Here is a 14965-nt window from a genome sequence, read left to right on the forward strand (position 1 = left end):
TCTGTTAGGTAAATAATTTTTTATTTTTAAGTGGTACAAAACAAGGCTAAAAAACTTATCTCCAAAGTTCTTTAGCCTTGTTCACTTGTTACACATTACAAAATTTAATTCGTACAACGGTACCTTTACCAACTTCTGAATGAATTTCTACATTATGTCCTAATTGTTTCGTAATTTCATATACAAGATAGAGCCCCATACCAGTTGATTCTTTAAAAGCTCTACCGTTTTCTCCTGTAAAGAAAGGTTTAAACACTCTTGGTAAATCTTGCTTCGGTATCCCTACACCATTATCGGCAATTTCAAGTATAACTGTATTATCTTCCTTACAAGCTTTCACTTTAATCTTCTCTCTATTACCTGATGAATATTTAATTGCATTCGATAGTATTTGTCCAATTAAAAATTGTAACCATTTCGCATCACTCTCTACAGTAATATCCTTCTCAATTTTAAGCTCTGGATATACAAAGTTCCGGATAAAGAGGCGTTTATGTTCATGTACGGAATCATTCACTATTTTATGTAGTTGTACTCTTTCTACATAAAAATCTTGTGTAAATGCTTCTAAACGTGCGACATACAGAGCCATTTCTAATCCCTTTTTTAATCGATCTGTTTCCTCATTTATACTTTCAAAACGCGAATCTACTTCATCCTGTGTAATTAATTCTATTACAGATAAAGGTGTTTTCATTTGATGGATCCACTGATTCATAAAGGTTAAATGGTCATTATTTTTTCTCTCTTGTATTTGCAGCTGATTTTGATAATGTCTATATTGCACCTCAAGTAGTTCTTGAAGAGCAATCGATACAGCTGCAAAATCAGATTTTTGAACAGATTCATCTAAAGATTGCATTGGGTTTGCTAAGCGCTCATAAAAAGAACGATGTGTAAAATAACGAAATACTAAATAACTTCCCATAAAGAAAACACCTAAAAACATTGCATATAATGCAGTTGAAATGTGATTATGTCCATCAAACCAATATACGAGGAATATGGCTAGTAGTTGGATCGCTGTAAAACAAATAAGTGGTATATGATCACGTATAAACAGCCTTATCATTTTTCCATACCAGTATCCCAAGTAATATGCAATCTATATCCAACACTACGAATCGTTTCAATCGCATCCTCAATCTGCATCGTTTTTAACTTTTTTCGCACACGTGTTGTATTTACACTTAATGTATTATCATCAACATAAGATTCGCTATCCCATAATTTATTTAATAACACTTCTCTACTCACAACACGCGGATAATTTTTCATTAACATTTCTAATAAAATGGCTTCGTTTCTCGTTATATCAATCTCTTGATTCTTAAGCTTTAATACAAGCCTTTCGGGATATAAACAAAGTCCTTGTTGCTCAACCATCCGTTCTTCTACTTTCGGTGCATAATCCCCGTAAGCACGTCTTAAATAACTACGAATTTTAGCCATTACAACTTCGTAATGGAAGGGCTTTGAAATAAAATCATCGCCACCGTTTTCTAGCGCCATAACTTGATCCATCGTACCTTCACGGGCCGAGATAAATAATATCGGACATGTAGAAACTCCGCGAATTTGACGGCACCAATAGTACCCATCAAAACTCGGTAAATTAATATCTAATAAAACTAACTCTGGTTGTTCTTCTAAAAAAATGTTTAATACATTTTGAAAATCCGATACGATAATCCCTTCATACCCGTATTTCGCAACATGTGTTGATAATAGTTCTGCAATTTTCATATCGTCTTCTACAATCATAATTTTAACCATTTGTTAACTCCTTTTTCACTCCACAATCTTATATACAATTATATAAATTAAATACTACCTTTTTTTATTTAATTCGTAAATTAAAAAAGGATACTTTTATACAACAGCACCCTTCTTCCATTATTCTTATTTAATATGAAATTCACTCAAAGTAAATCCCAGTTTCTCCACATAATTCATACCTAGTTCCACCCGAGCAGTCTTCAGTGGATCCACAACTTGGCATACTTTTAAATTGCCTGCCGCTGACAATAAAAGAGTTGCTTCAGCCTTAGACATTTCTAATTCTTCATGTAAAAATTTCACCATATTACGTACAGCACGATTCGCTGCATCATCTAATAATTTCTATGAAGCAATCGTCATTACTTTTTCTTTTTGGATAGCCATTGGTAATGGCCATTTCTTTCCTTTTATAATCTGAACTGTTACCGTCACCTCACCAGCAACTTCTACTCCACTAACACCAATTTCACCATCACCCATCGCTGCGTGTAAATCACCTAATGCTAATAAAGCACCAGGAACATTTACAGGTAATAATAATGTTGTCCCTTCTCTTATCTCTTTACAATCCATATTCCCCCCGTGATCATGAGGTGTGCCACATGAAATGCTCTCTTCTTTCGGCGCAGTACCAATTACACCGATCATTGGATTAATCGGGATTTGTAGTTCATTTGAAAACAAAACATGTTCATTATGTATTGGGACGATCTTCACTGTATTTTCATGTAGCTCTTCACCCATTACGCCTAGATTTGGCCCTGTAGTTAAAACACCTTGCTCTGCAATTTTTATCTTTTCAATTGTTACAACTAATATATCACCAGGTTCTGCACCATTAATATATACTGGGCCAGTCGCTGGATTAATCCGGTTCCAATCTAATTCTTGAAACACAACATCTTCAGAATCAATTTGATTTTCAAAGCAATCGTATGTTTCAAATACAAGGCGACTCCCAATTTCCACTTCCATACATGGTTTATTTTCTGGTGACATTGCGTAAATGCTATGTTCTTTATGAATTCGATACATAGTATCTCTCTCCTTTTATATTGGTCTACAATTACTAATTAGCTTTTTTCATAAAAGCTCCTTTTAATAATTATTGAATTTACATATAGAAAAGCACTTAGCTTATTTTCATACATACACTCTTTACTATAACAGGTAAAGAAAGGTGGTATCACTATGCCCCTTATTCCGTATAACGAAAGTGATGTTGATTTACTAGCTCGTTTAATTCGCGCTGAAGCTGAAGGAGAAGGTCGACAAGGTGAACAACTTGTCGGTTGCGTAGTAGTAAATCGTGTATTTTGTGATTGCTTAGATTTTAAACAACTTCGGTCTGTACGTGATGCAGTATATCAAAGCCCCGGCGGATTCGAAGCCGTGCAATACGGATATTTTTATCAGCGAGCTCGTGATTCAGAAAAAGAAATCGCAAGAAAAGTTTTACAAGGTGAGTGGAGATGGCCTGCACGATGGGCTCTTTGGTATTTCCGTCCAACTGGAGCTTGTCCGCCTGAATGGTATAACCAGACATTTGCAGGGCAATTTAAAAGCCATTGCTTTTATGAACCACGTGGTGATGAATGTCCGAAAATGTATTCACGATAGTAAAGTTTGCAACGCAAGTACTTAGACCACTGAGTACTTGCGTTTCCTTTATTTTTTAGAAATCTAATAATGTGATGAATTTTTCAATGCCTACTACATGTATTAATAACGGTATACGTGGGCCGCTAGTCTGATTCATAATGAGCCTATAAATTATAATAAATAATTGTTTTTGATTTTCTTTCATTATTTTTTTATTTTCATGATGGCAAATCGAATACAATTGTTCCATTAAGTTAGAGTAATCTTTATTAGAACGAAGTATTTTACAAACTTCTACTAGCCATTCTTTCTGCCTCTCATCTAATGTGTTGTAAAACTCTGTATTTCTCTCTTGATTTACCGCAATTAATTTTTCAGATTGAAAGTTTCTTATCCAATACTCTGCACGGTTACATATCGCTATCATAGCATCTATTGCATAACTCCTATCTGTTTTTTCTAATATACCTTGTAAAATAGATGAATCAAAATTTAATAGCGGTAACGTTCCAGCAACCTGATTAAACTTTGGATACTCTTTAAACCCACTATCAACTTTAGAGAGTTTAATTGCATCAAATAAATCTTCGTTTTTGAGCGTTTTATTCTCATAACTATCTTTCAATCGTTCATATTCTGTATAATTGCGAATCACATCTTCATCAAGACCGATATGAAAAGCTGCGTTCGGTCTATATTTAGCGAACATAAATAGAATCACTTCTGGTAAATACACTTTCAACAACTCACTAGGTGTAATACTATTCCCTGAAGAACTAGACATTTTTTCATGATTCCCTTTAATTCCAATGAAATCATAAGCAACGTAATGAGGAGCTTCACGATTAAATATTTCCCTTGCAATTTCCTTCGATACATTATAACTACCCGATTCCGATGAATGATCTCTTCCGCCCGGCTCAAAAATAACACCCTCTATCATCCACCTCATCGGCCAATCGATTTTCCAATTCAGTTTCATTTTATTTGTATTTAATACTGATAATTCATTTTGATTTCCACATACACATTCATACTGAACTGTTTTTAATACTTTATCAAAATGTGTAATCGTTGTTGCATCTTTCCCGCATTTCTCACAATATAACGTAACCGGATAAAAGCTCTCTCGCTCTTCTTCACTACACTCTCCAGTTTTAAATCTTATTAATATATCATATATTTCTTTTCTTTTATATAAAGCCTCTAATATGTTTTTGTTATACCTTCCGCTTCTATATTCAGCATGTTGATATATGAATTCCACATCAACCCCAAATACTTGAAGCGATTTCTCAAACTCTTTTTCAAAATGCTCTGCATACGAATTATGACATCCATACGGATCTGGAATATCACAGTATGGCATACCAATATATTTTGCAAAAGATGGATCAATATTTTTAGGAACTTTTCTAAACCTGTCATAATCATCCCATGAGAATATAAAACGAGTCCTTTTCCCTAAATCTTGAAGTGCCCTTACAACAAAATAAGTCGTTATTATTTCGCGAAAGTTCCCGATATGAACAGAACCCGATGGACTGATTCCAGATGCACAAACAAAAGTTTCTTTATTTGGATGTTTTCTAATTAATTCATGTGCTACTTCATACGCCCAATGCATATGTTATTCACCTCAATTATTATTTGTTTTCATATTTTCAAATTTATGCAATAAAAAAACTCCCACCCCCAAGATTATTCATCTTGAGGACGAGAGTTGTTAGCTTCGCGGTACCACCTCAGTTTGTTAATACGTCGCCATATTAACCTCTTCAGGTACGGCAAAATATGCTTATACCCTATCTCTATAACGGGAGAATCCGTCGCACCATCCCTAAACAAATTAGTTCCTTGCGCAGCTCCAAGTCTTTTTTCATTAAGATGTATACTGCTCTTTCTCAGCTACCAGAGCTCTCTGTACGTATCCTTTCTTAACTACTCTTCTCTTCCATGCCATTTTAAATATTATTTTTTTATATGATAATTTATAAAACTTTTATTTTCAAACTTTTCTAAAAAAATAGCTATCTAAAAAAATGTTTTATCGCTTCTAATTGAATTTTATGGATACATTCATCACAACAATATGTCCCTTTCGGTTTCTCTTTAAATCGCTTATATTTTTCACTACCTTCGTAAACACGAAATATATTTTTACAAGAAAAGCAAACAATTTCATAAAACATCATATGCATTTTCCTCTCCATGTTTATACATTTTTTTATCTCTTGAGAAAATCAATTTTCTACAGTACAAATCTTAATATCTTCTGACTAAAAGGTTTATCTCTATTCTAATCGAATTATATAAATATCTTATAAAGCGAGGTGAAAATCTTGATTAGTAATATAGAATTAGTTTTAGATGCTAAAGCAAGTTTGGCTGAAGGACCATGTTGGAATGAAAAAAAGCAACTTTTATACTGGGTTGATATTGTTGAGAAGCAATTATGCATATTTAGTCCTACCGCTAATACAAACCGAGTAATTGCTCTCAATCAACAAATTGGCTGTGTTGTTCCATATTTAGAAGACGTACTACTCCTAGCTATGGAAAACGGCTTTTATTCTATTAATGTAAAAACAGAAAAACTGACACATATTTTTGACCCTGAACCACATTTATTTGAAAATCGTTTTAATGATGGAAAATGCGATCCAGCAGGACGTTTTTGGGCAGGTTCTACAGATACATATGGTATTAATGCTGCAGGTTCCTTGTATTGTTTAAATAGTAACTTAAAAGTAGAGAAAAAAGTTTCACATGTAAATACATCAAACGGCATGGCTTGGTCACCTGACCATACATACCTTTACTTTATTGATACACCTACTAAAAAAGTAGTTCGTTTTCATTATGATATTTGTACTGGAGAAATTCGTAATCCAAGTGATGTAATCATTTTTTCCGAAAATGACGGTCTACCTGATGGTATGACAATTGACGAAGAAGGTTGTTTATGGATTGCACATTGGGGAGGTTCAAAGATTACTAGGTGGAATCCTTTAACTGGAGAACAAATATTAAGTATCCCAATTCCAGCGTTATATGTAACGTCATGTACATTTGGGGGGCCTAACTTAACAGATTTATATGTTACAACAGCCAGAACAAGAATGACAGATAACGAATTAAAAGAGTATCCAAATGCTGGTGGTATTTTTCGGTTTCAAACAAATGTAAAAGGTTGTCCTACCCATTCATTTCGCAATAATAATATTGGAACTGAAACTATATGAACCGTATCGATCACATAAGACACGAAGAAAAGAAATATCATGACCTTTGCTATGAACAATACAAACTATTTGAAACTGGCTCTTGGCTATACAAACCAGTTAACACAGTTATGGACTTGATGGATTACTTTGAAGGACAAAATTTCTTACAAGTACTAGATCTCGGCTCTGGCGTTGGAAGAAATAGTATTCCAATTGCACAAAAGATACAAAATGCTAGCGGCACTGTTACATGTGTAGACTTACTTGATTCTGCTTTAACAAAATTACAATCTTATAGTAAAGAATATGGTGTAATTAATAATATTAAAACAGAACAAGCAGCAATTGAAAACTACTACATCCAACCTAATACTTATGATTATATCGTTGCAGTATCAAGTCTAGAGCATGTCCAATCAGAAGAAGATTTAACAAACGTGCTTCATTCTATGAAAAAAGGTACAAAGACTGGTGGTATCAATTGTCTAATTATTAACTCGAACATACAAGAAATTGACTTACATACGAATGAAGAATTAGATGCTTTAATTGAAATTAACCTTCCTACTGAACATATGATATATCTATTAAAAAGCATTTATAAGGAATGGCAAGAAATAAAAATTGAAATAAAAGAATTAGCTTATAACATAGTCCGAAATGACAGCCACATTCAATTAAAAACAAATGCTATTACGTTTGTCGTTCAGAAATAATTGTATAATAAAGATGTGACTCTTTCCTTCTGATTCATTTTTATTATACGAGATTTGTATCTTTAAATATTTATTGAACAAAACACAAAAACCATGCTTCGGTATCATTAGAAACATGGTTTTTATTATTGATCATACTAAACTGCTTAACTATTTAATGAAATCATTAATTGGAAGAAATGTTCAATTGCTTTATTTATTCCGACTGTAACTACTTTAATAGGTGCTAAACCTTTTTTGAAATACCTTCCTGTATTTAGTTCAGCAATTAATTATCCGTATTCCCAATCTGACATCGTATAAAATACATATAAATAAGTTTTTCTTGTTTGTATTCAATAACATCCCATTCACAACTTAATCTAATCCCGTCTTTTCTAAAAAATAAGCTATCTATTATTTATAATTGCTTGTCGAGCTTTTTCTTTATCATCAAAATGGATAGTCGAATCTTTTAAAATTTGATACGTTTCATGCCCCTTGCCTGCAACCAAAACAATATCATTAGAAGATGCCATGTTTATTGCATGATTTATTGCAAGTTCACGATCTACTTCTACTTTATAATTCAAATTATTATTTTGTGAAAATCCTTTTTCAATATCTTTCATTATTGCCTGCGGATCTTCCGAACGTGGATTGTCAGAAGTAATAAAAACAAAATCGCTATAACTCCCAGCAATTCCACCCATTATTGATCGTTTTTTTGCGTCTCTATCTCCACCGCAGCCGAAAACGGTAATGATTTTACCTTTTGAAAACTCGCTAATTGTTGAAAGGACATTTTCTAACGCGTCAGGTGTATGAGCATAGTCCACTATTACAAGGAAATCTTGATTTTCGTCTATTATTTCCATTCTACCTTCAATACTCTTTAAGTTAGATAAGCTATCACTAATTTTTGTAAGCGGAATACCTTCAACTAATGCAACTGTTATTGCTGCTAATGCATTATATACATTAAAGTGGCCTACTAGATTTAGATTGATTTCTATTTCTCCATTAAAGGACGAAACTAAAAAACGAATACCTTTTGGGCTTAAAGTTATGTTCTTCGCTTGAACATCTGCTCCATTATGTATCCCATATGTAATAACCTCAGCTGAAGTAATTTTTTTAAAGTATTCTACCGATGGATCGTCTGCATTCAATACAGCAATTTTTTTATCTGTAGCAGACAAATCATTTCCTAATCTTGAAAAAAGAAGACCTTTTACATGCTTATATTCATCAAATGTTCCATGATAATCCAAATGATCCTGCGTTAAATTTGTGAAAACAGCTATTTTAAAGTTACACCCTTTAACTCTTTCCATATGTAAACCTTGTGACGTAACTTCCATAACACAATAATCTGCATTTTGATTTTTCATCATTTGCAAATTCCGCTGAAGTATCGGTGGTTCTTGCGTATTAATATCAGTAGGATACCATTTCGAACCAACTTTCACTCCGTTATTCCCCATAAGCCCTGTTTGAAATCCATAATCAGTCAAAATTTTTTCAAGTAAATAGGAAGTAGTTGTTTTACCATTTGTTCCTGTAATTCCAATTAGTTTCATTCCATTAGATGAGTAACCATAAAAATGCGACGCAATAACTGCCATAGCATACCTAGCATCTTTAACAATTATTTTAGGTATTTCAATGTCTACATCCCTTTCTACTATTAATGCCACAGCACCATTTTCCACTGCATCTTCTACAAATTGATGCCGATCTTCAAGAAAACCATCGATACCTGATACACATATAAATAGATTTCCACTAGTTATCTTTCTAGAATCCATTTCTAATCCCGTAATTTCTACATCCATATTCCCAATGGTCTCTTTAATCAAAAATAAATTCGCCAGTTCTTTAAGTTTCAAAGTCCCCTGCCCCCTTATACATCATCCTATTAATTTTACCATTTCATTCAAAGTTTATGGTATTAAATTCCATGTTAATCAAATAAACTATACTCTTAAATAAACAAAAAAATAAAAGAGCACTTGTTTCCGCAAGTGCTCTTTTCAGGGATTTTGAGATGCCCTATTAACGAAAGTTAAGGTTACTTAAAGTTAAGAGGTATTTATATTATATGCTTGTCCTTTTTATTTGTGCATTATCAATATATAAACATCTTTAGTAATGTTTAATAACTTTTATTTATAGTTCTTTCTTACATTGGACCATTAAAAAATTGATTGAAGGTTTATTTTCCATGATCTTATTTGGTTCATCAATTTCCGAAACTTGTACTAGTCCATATTTATTAAAATCTTGTTTTATAGATTCAGAATCATAGAAGAACATTTTTACGCCTTCCATTATCTCATAATAGTCTTTATCCAACTGTTTTCCTTTTCCATACATTGGAGCTTTTTTAGAAACAGTTGTGAAAACCATATATCCGCCTGGTTTTAACTGATTATAACAATCTTTAATAAAATTCCCTCTTTCCTGCTCATTTAACAAATGAAGAAGTGCATGACTAAATATCCCATCATAAAGTTTATTATCAAAAGGCATTTCGTTTACCGAGCCGTGATATATACTAACATCTTCTAGTCCATTTTGTTTTGCTAAATCAATGGCGGTTTTTGAAATTTCAATACCTGATACATTTATACCATTTTCGATAAACACCTTTGCGTTTCTTCCATATCCAACACCCGGTACTAATATATCTTTAACGTTCTTTTCCAGAAAAACATCTTTTGTCAAAATTGCAGATTCTGTAGGTTCAAATCCCCACATTGTTTGTTTCTCAATAAAACTTGATTCCCAAAATTCCATTTTATTTTTATCTCCTTATTCTTATCTCATGTATAGCATCACATGAAAGAGCAATTAATTTTAACGCTGCTTTTTTCACCACAGTCACTATAGGTCCATTGAATATAGCATATTAATAAGCCTATATCTAATTTAAAGATTGGCTGAATATGTATTCTAAATATTAATTTTTACATTTAGACAAAATAAAAAATACCAATACTTCTATTGTATATTGGCATTTTTACATAAGAAATTATCTTTTTATATTGTACTGATCTAATACCTTTTCTAACATTTCTAAAGTTATCGGTTGCTCTTTCTCTATTAATTGATAACCAATACGCCCATTCGGTTCGGCTGTAACTTGTTGTAAACTCTTTAAATCATGAATCCCTTTTTCTCTTAATTGCATATATAGTTGTTGCTCCGACATTTTCGCCTTCATTAAATTCTCTTTTACAATCTCTCCATTTTCAACGATTATAATGCTACTGCCATTAAGGAATTGTTCCACCTTCCTTGATTTCAATTCAAAGAAATGAATGATAAGAAGTATGCTTGCAAATATTACAGCCGCAAATATAGTTGGGACTACTTTCCTACTTAATACAGGCTCTACAATAATACGTCCAATTGATACTACTATAATGATTTCAGCTCTTGTCATTTGGCTAACAGATGTACTACCGGTCATTTTTAATGCAATCATTCCAGTGAAAATTAAAATAATACTCTCCAAAATAATATTCATTATAGCTCAATCCTTTAATAGTGAATGTTATTAGCATTCACATTTCATATAGCATTCCAAATGAATTCTAATTAAATTTTTTTGTGAAAATAAAACTTAAATATACTGAAAAAAATCTATTTTAATCAATCTTTTTTCAATAAGGATTGTATGTTCCACCCTCCATTGTCCAAAAAATAAAAAGCACCCAAATGGATGCATAGATTAAACTTATTCATTATTACTTTCTTCAATTTTATCATCAACTGATTTCAAGTCTAACATGCTGCCTATATCCGGTGGTAAAGCTAACTCTATTCCAGCTACTGGCTGATTATCTTCATTAAACCATTGTTTCTTAAATTTACTCAATTCTTCACTTTTCTTATTTTCATCCATATTACCCCGCCTTTTATGTACATGATATTAAACACTTTACTTAATATGTACATTGAGAAAGATAATATACTATTTGTACATAATGAAAGAGCAAAAAAACTTCTTTGTTTACACAAAACGTTGCACCTGTAAAAAATCCCTATAGTTGTTATCCCTCGTTTTATTATCATATTAATGACGAAACATACGTGAGCTATGTGACATGTACCTGATCATTTTATTCATATGAGACAAATACTTTTAAGGGGGTAATTATCCCTTCACTCAATTCTTCAAAACATTTTTCAAGATCAGTATAATGAATCTCATGTTGAAAAATCTCTTCTATCCATGGTGTTCTTTCTATCTGATTAAAAAACCAATCTGCATGTTTTTGATAATCATATCCGTCACTTGAACCAATGATCTGCAATTCTTTTCGATAAAAGTCGGCGGTTAATGTTAAGTCTTCTATATTACCATCAGAAAGAATGCATATAGCCCCATTACTTTTAATAGCCTTTTGCAATGTGTGAAACCCTCTATTTGTAGCAGAACATTCCAAACCGTAATTATATGTTTCTATTATTTGCTTTTCTGAATCAAAGAGGTTTTTCGCACCAAACTTCTTTGCAAATTCTCTTCTATTTTTATTAGGCTCAACAACATCCACCTGCTTAACACCTACATAGTATTTTAAAAAATAACAAGCGAGTAAACCGATAACTCCCATTCCAGTAATAAGTACTTTTTCATCCTGTCGCGGGTCTAGCTTCAATACCCCTTTAGCAGCATCACACGAAAGAATAGATAATAAAGCAACTTTAGATTTTATATAACTAGGCACTCGGATTACTTTATCTCCCTTAACTATTCCTATCGTATTATGCCCATAAAAAGAGACAACTTTATCACCTACGTTTAAATTTGTTACTTTATTACCAACTTGAATAACTTCACCATAACTTTCATATCCAGTTTTTCTAGGATACATAGGATTTGTATCTGAAACATCCGATTCTTTATACTGTGGTAACTCTGCTCCAATACTTATTGCACCTGCAATTGTTTTAATGATAATTTCCTCATCCTGTATAGACTTAATTTTACAAGTTTCCCACTTAAGACGTTTTGGTCCTTCTAAAACTAATTTATTTTGTTCCATCTATGACCCTCACATTTTATAAAAATATATTCTCACTAAATTTAAAAAAATGTATAATAGATTCATCTAAAATTTAAGCTATAAAGTTGGCTAGCAACCAAAAGTGATAATATGATAATTGAATTTGATGGATATGGAATTAATGAGTATGTTATTGGCCTTAACCGTTCTCTAAACGAATTAAGAACAATGTATTTAAATGTGAAAAATGAAGAGATATCTAACGAAGATCTTCTAAGCTTATTTTGTGTACATTACCATTATAAAAAAATCCCAAAATTACTACGAGAAGACGTCACGAGCGATGTTGTCATTGATTTAGATACGGACTATATTTATATCCCTAATAGATAACAATACATTAGATTAAAAGAATAGGAATTACGATTCAGCTAAGTGTTTAATGAAATAAGTAAATGCCCAAATTAATGTCGCGAATTGAGTGACAAAATACATGGTCCATTCAAAACCAGTCAATTTTCTCTCTCGTTTCACTTTCTTTAAGTATCTGTAAAATATTAATGTACTTAAAAACATTAGTAATAGCGATAATTGCTGTAAATCATCGACTATACGTACCCCCATAGATTCCATCACCCTCCTATTCATAATAAATGCTATACATAAAGAGTACCATATATTGGTAGTTTATTTCCATTTAAATTGCTTATGTCCAAAATAAAAAGAGCACGCAGCTATTGAGTGCTCTAAAAAATATCAATTTAACACATTTTCCTTGTACTGGTTGCATGTAATTCCCCTTACTTTTTATAACTCAGTTCTATCACTTCCGGTATATGCTTACTATCATATTTTCTCGTATAGATTTCTCCATCTGGAGTAACTAATTGTAATACAATCTCACCACAAACTCCATTTAGTATTTCAAATTCGCCTTGTGTATTTGAAATACTACGTTCCTTACTTTCAATTGAATCTTCATAAATTTTCACATTAGATATAGGTTCGTTATTTTGATCTACGATAATACCTCTTGAATACTTACCAACTGCAATACATTGATCATCTTCTTTATAATATTTAGTCACAATGATAGCTCCAATTATTATAACGATACACACAAACAAGAGAATTATTTTGCGTCTCACAACAAACCTCCTTATTTATTTTTTAAATTGAAAGGTTATCCGTCCCACTTGTTTGATTTCCTCAATCAATATACGAATACCTTCTTCAATTTTATCTTCTTTTACATTCGATACGTTTAACTTTAGCAACTTTTCTTTATGAAAATCATTTAAATAATTTCTATCAACTGAATCGATACTAATTTGATTTTCTCTTAAATTTTTTATGATTGATTCTATAGCTATGTTTTTTTCTATTTCTAAACAAGTGTGTATTCCCAATGTGTTTTTTCTATTATATGCAAATAATGATGGATTTTCATTTTGCACTTTTTTTAATGTTTCCGCTAATTTTATTGATCTATTGTAGTAGGAAGATTTAATTTTGTTTTTATGACGTTCAAACATACCGCTCTTTATATAAATTTCTAAAGCCGCTTGAGAAATCATCGGACTATCAATATCTAATATCTTTTTATATGTATGGAAATCATTTGCGATGGATGGTGGAATGACCGCAACTCCAACCCGTAAACCTGGAAAAATAATCTTAGAGTAACTTTTTAAATATATTACGTGATTACAATTATCCAAGCTATATAACGGATCTGCTTTTGAATCTGTTTCTAAATCTGCTAAATAATCATCTTCCACTATAAATACATTATATTTCTTAGCCAATAACACGATTTTTTCTTTCTCATCTTTAGAATAAGAAGTTCCAAGCGGATGATGATATCTCGGTATCGTATAAAAGAATTTTATTTTACCTGTTCGAAATATACGCTCCAATTCATGCAAGTCAATACCTTCATTCGTACGTTTAATACCGATTACAGGAATTTTATTTATTTCTAGATACTCAATATATAAATGATATGTTGGCTGTTCAATTAATATCGTTTCATTCTCATTTGGAAATGGTATAGAAGTTAGTATCGCTAGCGCTTGTTGTACACCTGACGTTATAAAAATATTTTCTTCTTTCGTGAAGACTTGATAATTTGCTAATTGTTTTTGAATGACCGGAATTAAAGACGGTAAACCTTTCGGCGTTCCGTATACGAACAAGTCATTTTTATACGTATCAATGGCCTTATTAATACAATGCTGAAAATCTAAATATGGGAAAACATCTGGATCTGGTGCTGAGGAAGCAAAATCAATTATCTCGTTATTTTCTATGGTATTCCCAGATTTTTTAACAACGTAGTACCCACTTTGAGGCACAGAATAAATAATATGACGCTTTTCTAATTCATGTAGCGCCCGTATAACCGTTGCCTTATTACACTCATATTGCGTAACTAGTGTCCGAATAGACGGTAGTTTCTTACCTTCTTTTATCTCCCCATTTTGAATCATACTTTCTAAGTCGTTGAAAACATGTAAATACTTATACATCATTACCACCTCATCATTTAATTTGTACCGGTACAGTTTGTATTTGTTCACATTGTAGCACTAGATCAGAAAGTTTACTATGTACGTATACTGGCCAGTAAGAAATCAAC

The 14965-nt window shown here is 32.0% G+C and carries 16 protein-coding genes, 2 pseudogenes and 1 other annotated feature; of the genes and pseudogenes, 4 read left to right on the forward strand and 14 right to left on the reverse strand.

What is annotated here, in order from left to right:
• Positions 1 to 88: 88 nt before the first annotated feature.
• The 3 genes and pseudogenes from ACUN28_RS16715 to ACUN28_RS16725 form a co-directional block, all read right to left on the reverse strand.
• Positions 89 to 1072, reverse strand: coding sequence for a sensor histidine kinase (locus ACUN28_RS16715; protein WP_016087739.1), 984 nt, complete (start codon positions 1070 to 1072; stop codon positions 89 to 91).
• On the reverse strand, positions 1069 to 1776 hold the full coding sequence (locus tag ACUN28_RS16720; protein WP_016087740.1) for a response regulator transcription factor: 708 nt from the start codon (positions 1774 to 1776) through the stop codon (positions 1069 to 1071). Before ACUN28_RS16720 ends, ACUN28_RS16715 begins: the two co-directional genes overlap by 4 nt.
• A gap of 126 nt (positions 1777 to 1902) precedes the next feature.
• Positions 1903 to 2817: pseudogene (locus tag ACUN28_RS16725) on the reverse strand (acetamidase/formamidase family protein).
• A gap of 156 nt (positions 2818 to 2973) precedes the next feature.
• Between ACUN28_RS16725 and ACUN28_RS16730 the strand changes: the two are divergent.
• A complete protein-coding gene (locus ACUN28_RS16730) occupies positions 2974 to 3402 on the forward strand; it encodes a cell wall hydrolase (RefSeq protein WP_016087742.1) in 429 nt (142 codons plus the stop codon).
• Positions 3403 to 3457: 55 nt separating this feature from the next.
• On the opposite strand, the gene lysS is transcribed toward ACUN28_RS16730, so the two are convergent.
• Together lysS and ACUN28_RS16740 are read right to left on the reverse strand one after the other, a co-directional pair.
• On the reverse strand, positions 3458 to 5011 hold the full coding sequence (gene lysS / locus ACUN28_RS16735; RefSeq protein WP_016087743.1) for a lysine--tRNA ligase: 1554 nt from the start codon (positions 5009 to 5011) through the stop codon (positions 3458 to 3460).
• Between the two features lie 82 nt (positions 5012 to 5093).
• Positions 5094 to 5350, reverse strand: a binding site (T-box leader).
• Between the two features lie 64 nt (positions 5351 to 5414).
• Positions 5415 to 5585 (reverse strand): DUF2197 domain-containing protein, encoded by a 171-nt coding sequence (locus ACUN28_RS16740; RefSeq protein ID WP_016087744.1) that lies wholly within the window; start codon positions 5583 to 5585, stop codon positions 5415 to 5417.
• A gap of 141 nt (positions 5586 to 5726) precedes the next feature.
• Between ACUN28_RS16740 and ACUN28_RS16745 the strand changes: the two genes are divergently transcribed.
• The gene (locus ACUN28_RS16745; RefSeq protein WP_016087745.1) at positions 5727 to 6629 is read left to right on the forward strand and encodes an SMP-30/gluconolactonase/LRE family protein; all 903 of its coding nucleotides are present in this window, start codon (positions 5727 to 5729) and stop codon (positions 6627 to 6629) included.
• Positions 6626 to 7327, forward strand: coding sequence for a class I SAM-dependent methyltransferase (locus ACUN28_RS16750; protein ID WP_016087746.1), 702 nt, complete (start codon positions 6626 to 6628; stop codon positions 7325 to 7327). The genes ACUN28_RS16745 and ACUN28_RS16750 overlap by 4 nt, the downstream gene beginning before the upstream one ends.
• A gap of 191 nt (positions 7328 to 7518) precedes the next feature.
• On the opposite strand, the pseudogene ACUN28_RS16755 reads toward ACUN28_RS16750, so the two are convergent.
• The 6 genes and pseudogenes from ACUN28_RS16755 to ACUN28_RS16780 all read right to left on the reverse strand — a co-directional run.
• Positions 7519 to 7662 (reverse strand): annotated as a pseudogene (locus ACUN28_RS16755) (glutamine amidotransferase); the annotation flags it as partial.
• 54 nt (positions 7663 to 7716) lie between these two features.
• A complete protein-coding gene (locus ACUN28_RS16760; RefSeq protein ID WP_016087747.1) occupies positions 7717 to 9198 on the reverse strand; it encodes a UDP-N-acetylmuramoyl-L-alanyl-D-glutamate--2,6-diaminopimelate ligase in 1482 nt (493 codons plus the stop codon).
• Between the two features lie 280 nt (positions 9199 to 9478).
• Positions 9479 to 10108, reverse strand: coding sequence for a class I SAM-dependent methyltransferase (locus ACUN28_RS16765; protein ID WP_016087748.1), 630 nt, complete (start codon positions 10106 to 10108; stop codon positions 9479 to 9481).
• A gap of 235 nt (positions 10109 to 10343) precedes the next feature.
• Positions 10344 to 10841: a DUF421 domain-containing protein gene (locus tag ACUN28_RS16770; RefSeq protein ID WP_016087749.1), complete on the reverse strand. Its 498-nt coding sequence runs from the start codon at positions 10839 to 10841 to the stop codon at positions 10344 to 10346.
• A gap of 210 nt (positions 10842 to 11051) precedes the next feature.
• Positions 11052 to 11219: a hypothetical protein gene (locus tag ACUN28_RS16775; protein WP_016087750.1), complete on the reverse strand. Its 168-nt coding sequence runs from the start codon at positions 11217 to 11219 to the stop codon at positions 11052 to 11054.
• Between the two features lie 217 nt (positions 11220 to 11436).
• The gene (locus ACUN28_RS16780; protein ID WP_016087751.1) at positions 11437 to 12363 is read right to left on the reverse strand and encodes a zinc-dependent alcohol dehydrogenase; all 927 of its coding nucleotides are present in this window, start codon (positions 12361 to 12363) and stop codon (positions 11437 to 11439) included.
• A gap of 111 nt (positions 12364 to 12474) precedes the next feature.
• Between ACUN28_RS16780 and ACUN28_RS16785 the strand changes: the two genes are divergently transcribed.
• Positions 12475 to 12717 carry a hypothetical protein gene (locus ACUN28_RS16785; protein ID WP_016087752.1) on the forward strand — a complete coding sequence of 81 codons (243 nt, stop codon included), beginning with the start codon at positions 12475 to 12477 and terminating at the stop codon, positions 12715 to 12717.
• Positions 12718 to 12744: 27 nt separating this feature from the next.
• On the opposite strand, the gene ACUN28_RS16790 is transcribed toward ACUN28_RS16785, so the two are convergent.
• The 3 genes from ACUN28_RS16790 to ACUN28_RS16800 form a co-directional block, all read right to left on the reverse strand.
• Positions 12745 to 12948 (reverse strand): hypothetical protein, encoded by a 204-nt coding sequence (locus ACUN28_RS16790; protein ID WP_016087753.1) that lies wholly within the window; start codon positions 12946 to 12948, stop codon positions 12745 to 12747.
• Between the two features lie 176 nt (positions 12949 to 13124).
• Positions 13125 to 13472, reverse strand: coding sequence for a hypothetical protein (locus ACUN28_RS16795; RefSeq protein ID WP_016087754.1), 348 nt, complete (start codon positions 13470 to 13472; stop codon positions 13125 to 13127).
• Between the two features lie 15 nt (positions 13473 to 13487).
• Complete coding sequence (locus tag ACUN28_RS16800) at positions 13488 to 14855, reverse strand: aminotransferase-like domain-containing protein (protein ID WP_016087755.1); 1368 nt, start codon at positions 14853 to 14855, stop codon at positions 13488 to 13490.
• Positions 14856 to 14965 lie beyond the last annotated feature (110 nt).

Source organism: Bacillus sp. WC2507, from assembly GCF_052656125.1.

Excerpts from the sequence above, each read along its gene's own strand:
- ACUN28_RS16715 (WP_016087739.1), bottom strand. The coding sequence starts at position 1,072 with ATGATAAGGCTGTTTATACGTGATCATATACCACTTATTTGTTTTACA.
- ACUN28_RS16720 (WP_016087740.1), bottom strand. The coding sequence starts at position 1,776 with ATGGTTAAAATTATGATTGTAGAAGACGATATGAAAATTGCAGAACTA.
- ACUN28_RS16730 (WP_016087742.1), top strand. The coding sequence starts at position 2,974 with ATGCCCCTTATTCCGTATAACGAAAGTGATGTTGATTTACTAGCTCGT.
- lysS (WP_016087743.1), bottom strand. The coding sequence starts at position 5,011 with ATGCATTGGGCGTATGAAGTAGCACATGAATTAATTAGAAAACATCCA.
- ACUN28_RS16740 (WP_016087744.1), bottom strand. The coding sequence starts at position 5,585 with ATGCATATGATGTTTTATGAAATTGTTTGCTTTTCTTGTAAAAATATA.
- ACUN28_RS16750 (WP_016087746.1), top strand. The coding sequence starts at position 6,626 with ATGAACCGTATCGATCACATAAGACACGAAGAAAAGAAATATCATGAC.
- ACUN28_RS16765 (WP_016087748.1), bottom strand. The coding sequence starts at position 10,108 with ATGGAATTTTGGGAATCAAGTTTTATTGAGAAACAAACAATGTGGGGA.
- ACUN28_RS16770 (WP_016087749.1), bottom strand. The coding sequence starts at position 10,841 with ATGAATATTATTTTGGAGAGTATTATTTTAATTTTCACTGGAATGATT.
- ACUN28_RS16775 (WP_016087750.1), bottom strand. The coding sequence starts at position 11,219 with ATGGATGAAAATAAGAAAAGTGAAGAATTGAGTAAATTTAAGAAACAA.
- ACUN28_RS16780 (WP_016087751.1), bottom strand. The coding sequence starts at position 12,363 with ATGGAACAAAATAAATTAGTTTTAGAAGGACCAAAACGTCTTAAGTGG.
- ACUN28_RS16785 (WP_016087752.1), top strand. The coding sequence starts at position 12,475 with ATGATAATTGAATTTGATGGATATGGAATTAATGAGTATGTTATTGGC.
- ACUN28_RS16790 (WP_016087753.1), bottom strand. The coding sequence starts at position 12,948 with ATGGGGGTACGTATAGTCGATGATTTACAGCAATTATCGCTATTACTA.
- ACUN28_RS16800 (WP_016087755.1), bottom strand. The coding sequence starts at position 14,855 with ATGTATAAGTATTTACATGTTTTCAACGACTTAGAAAGTATGATTCAA.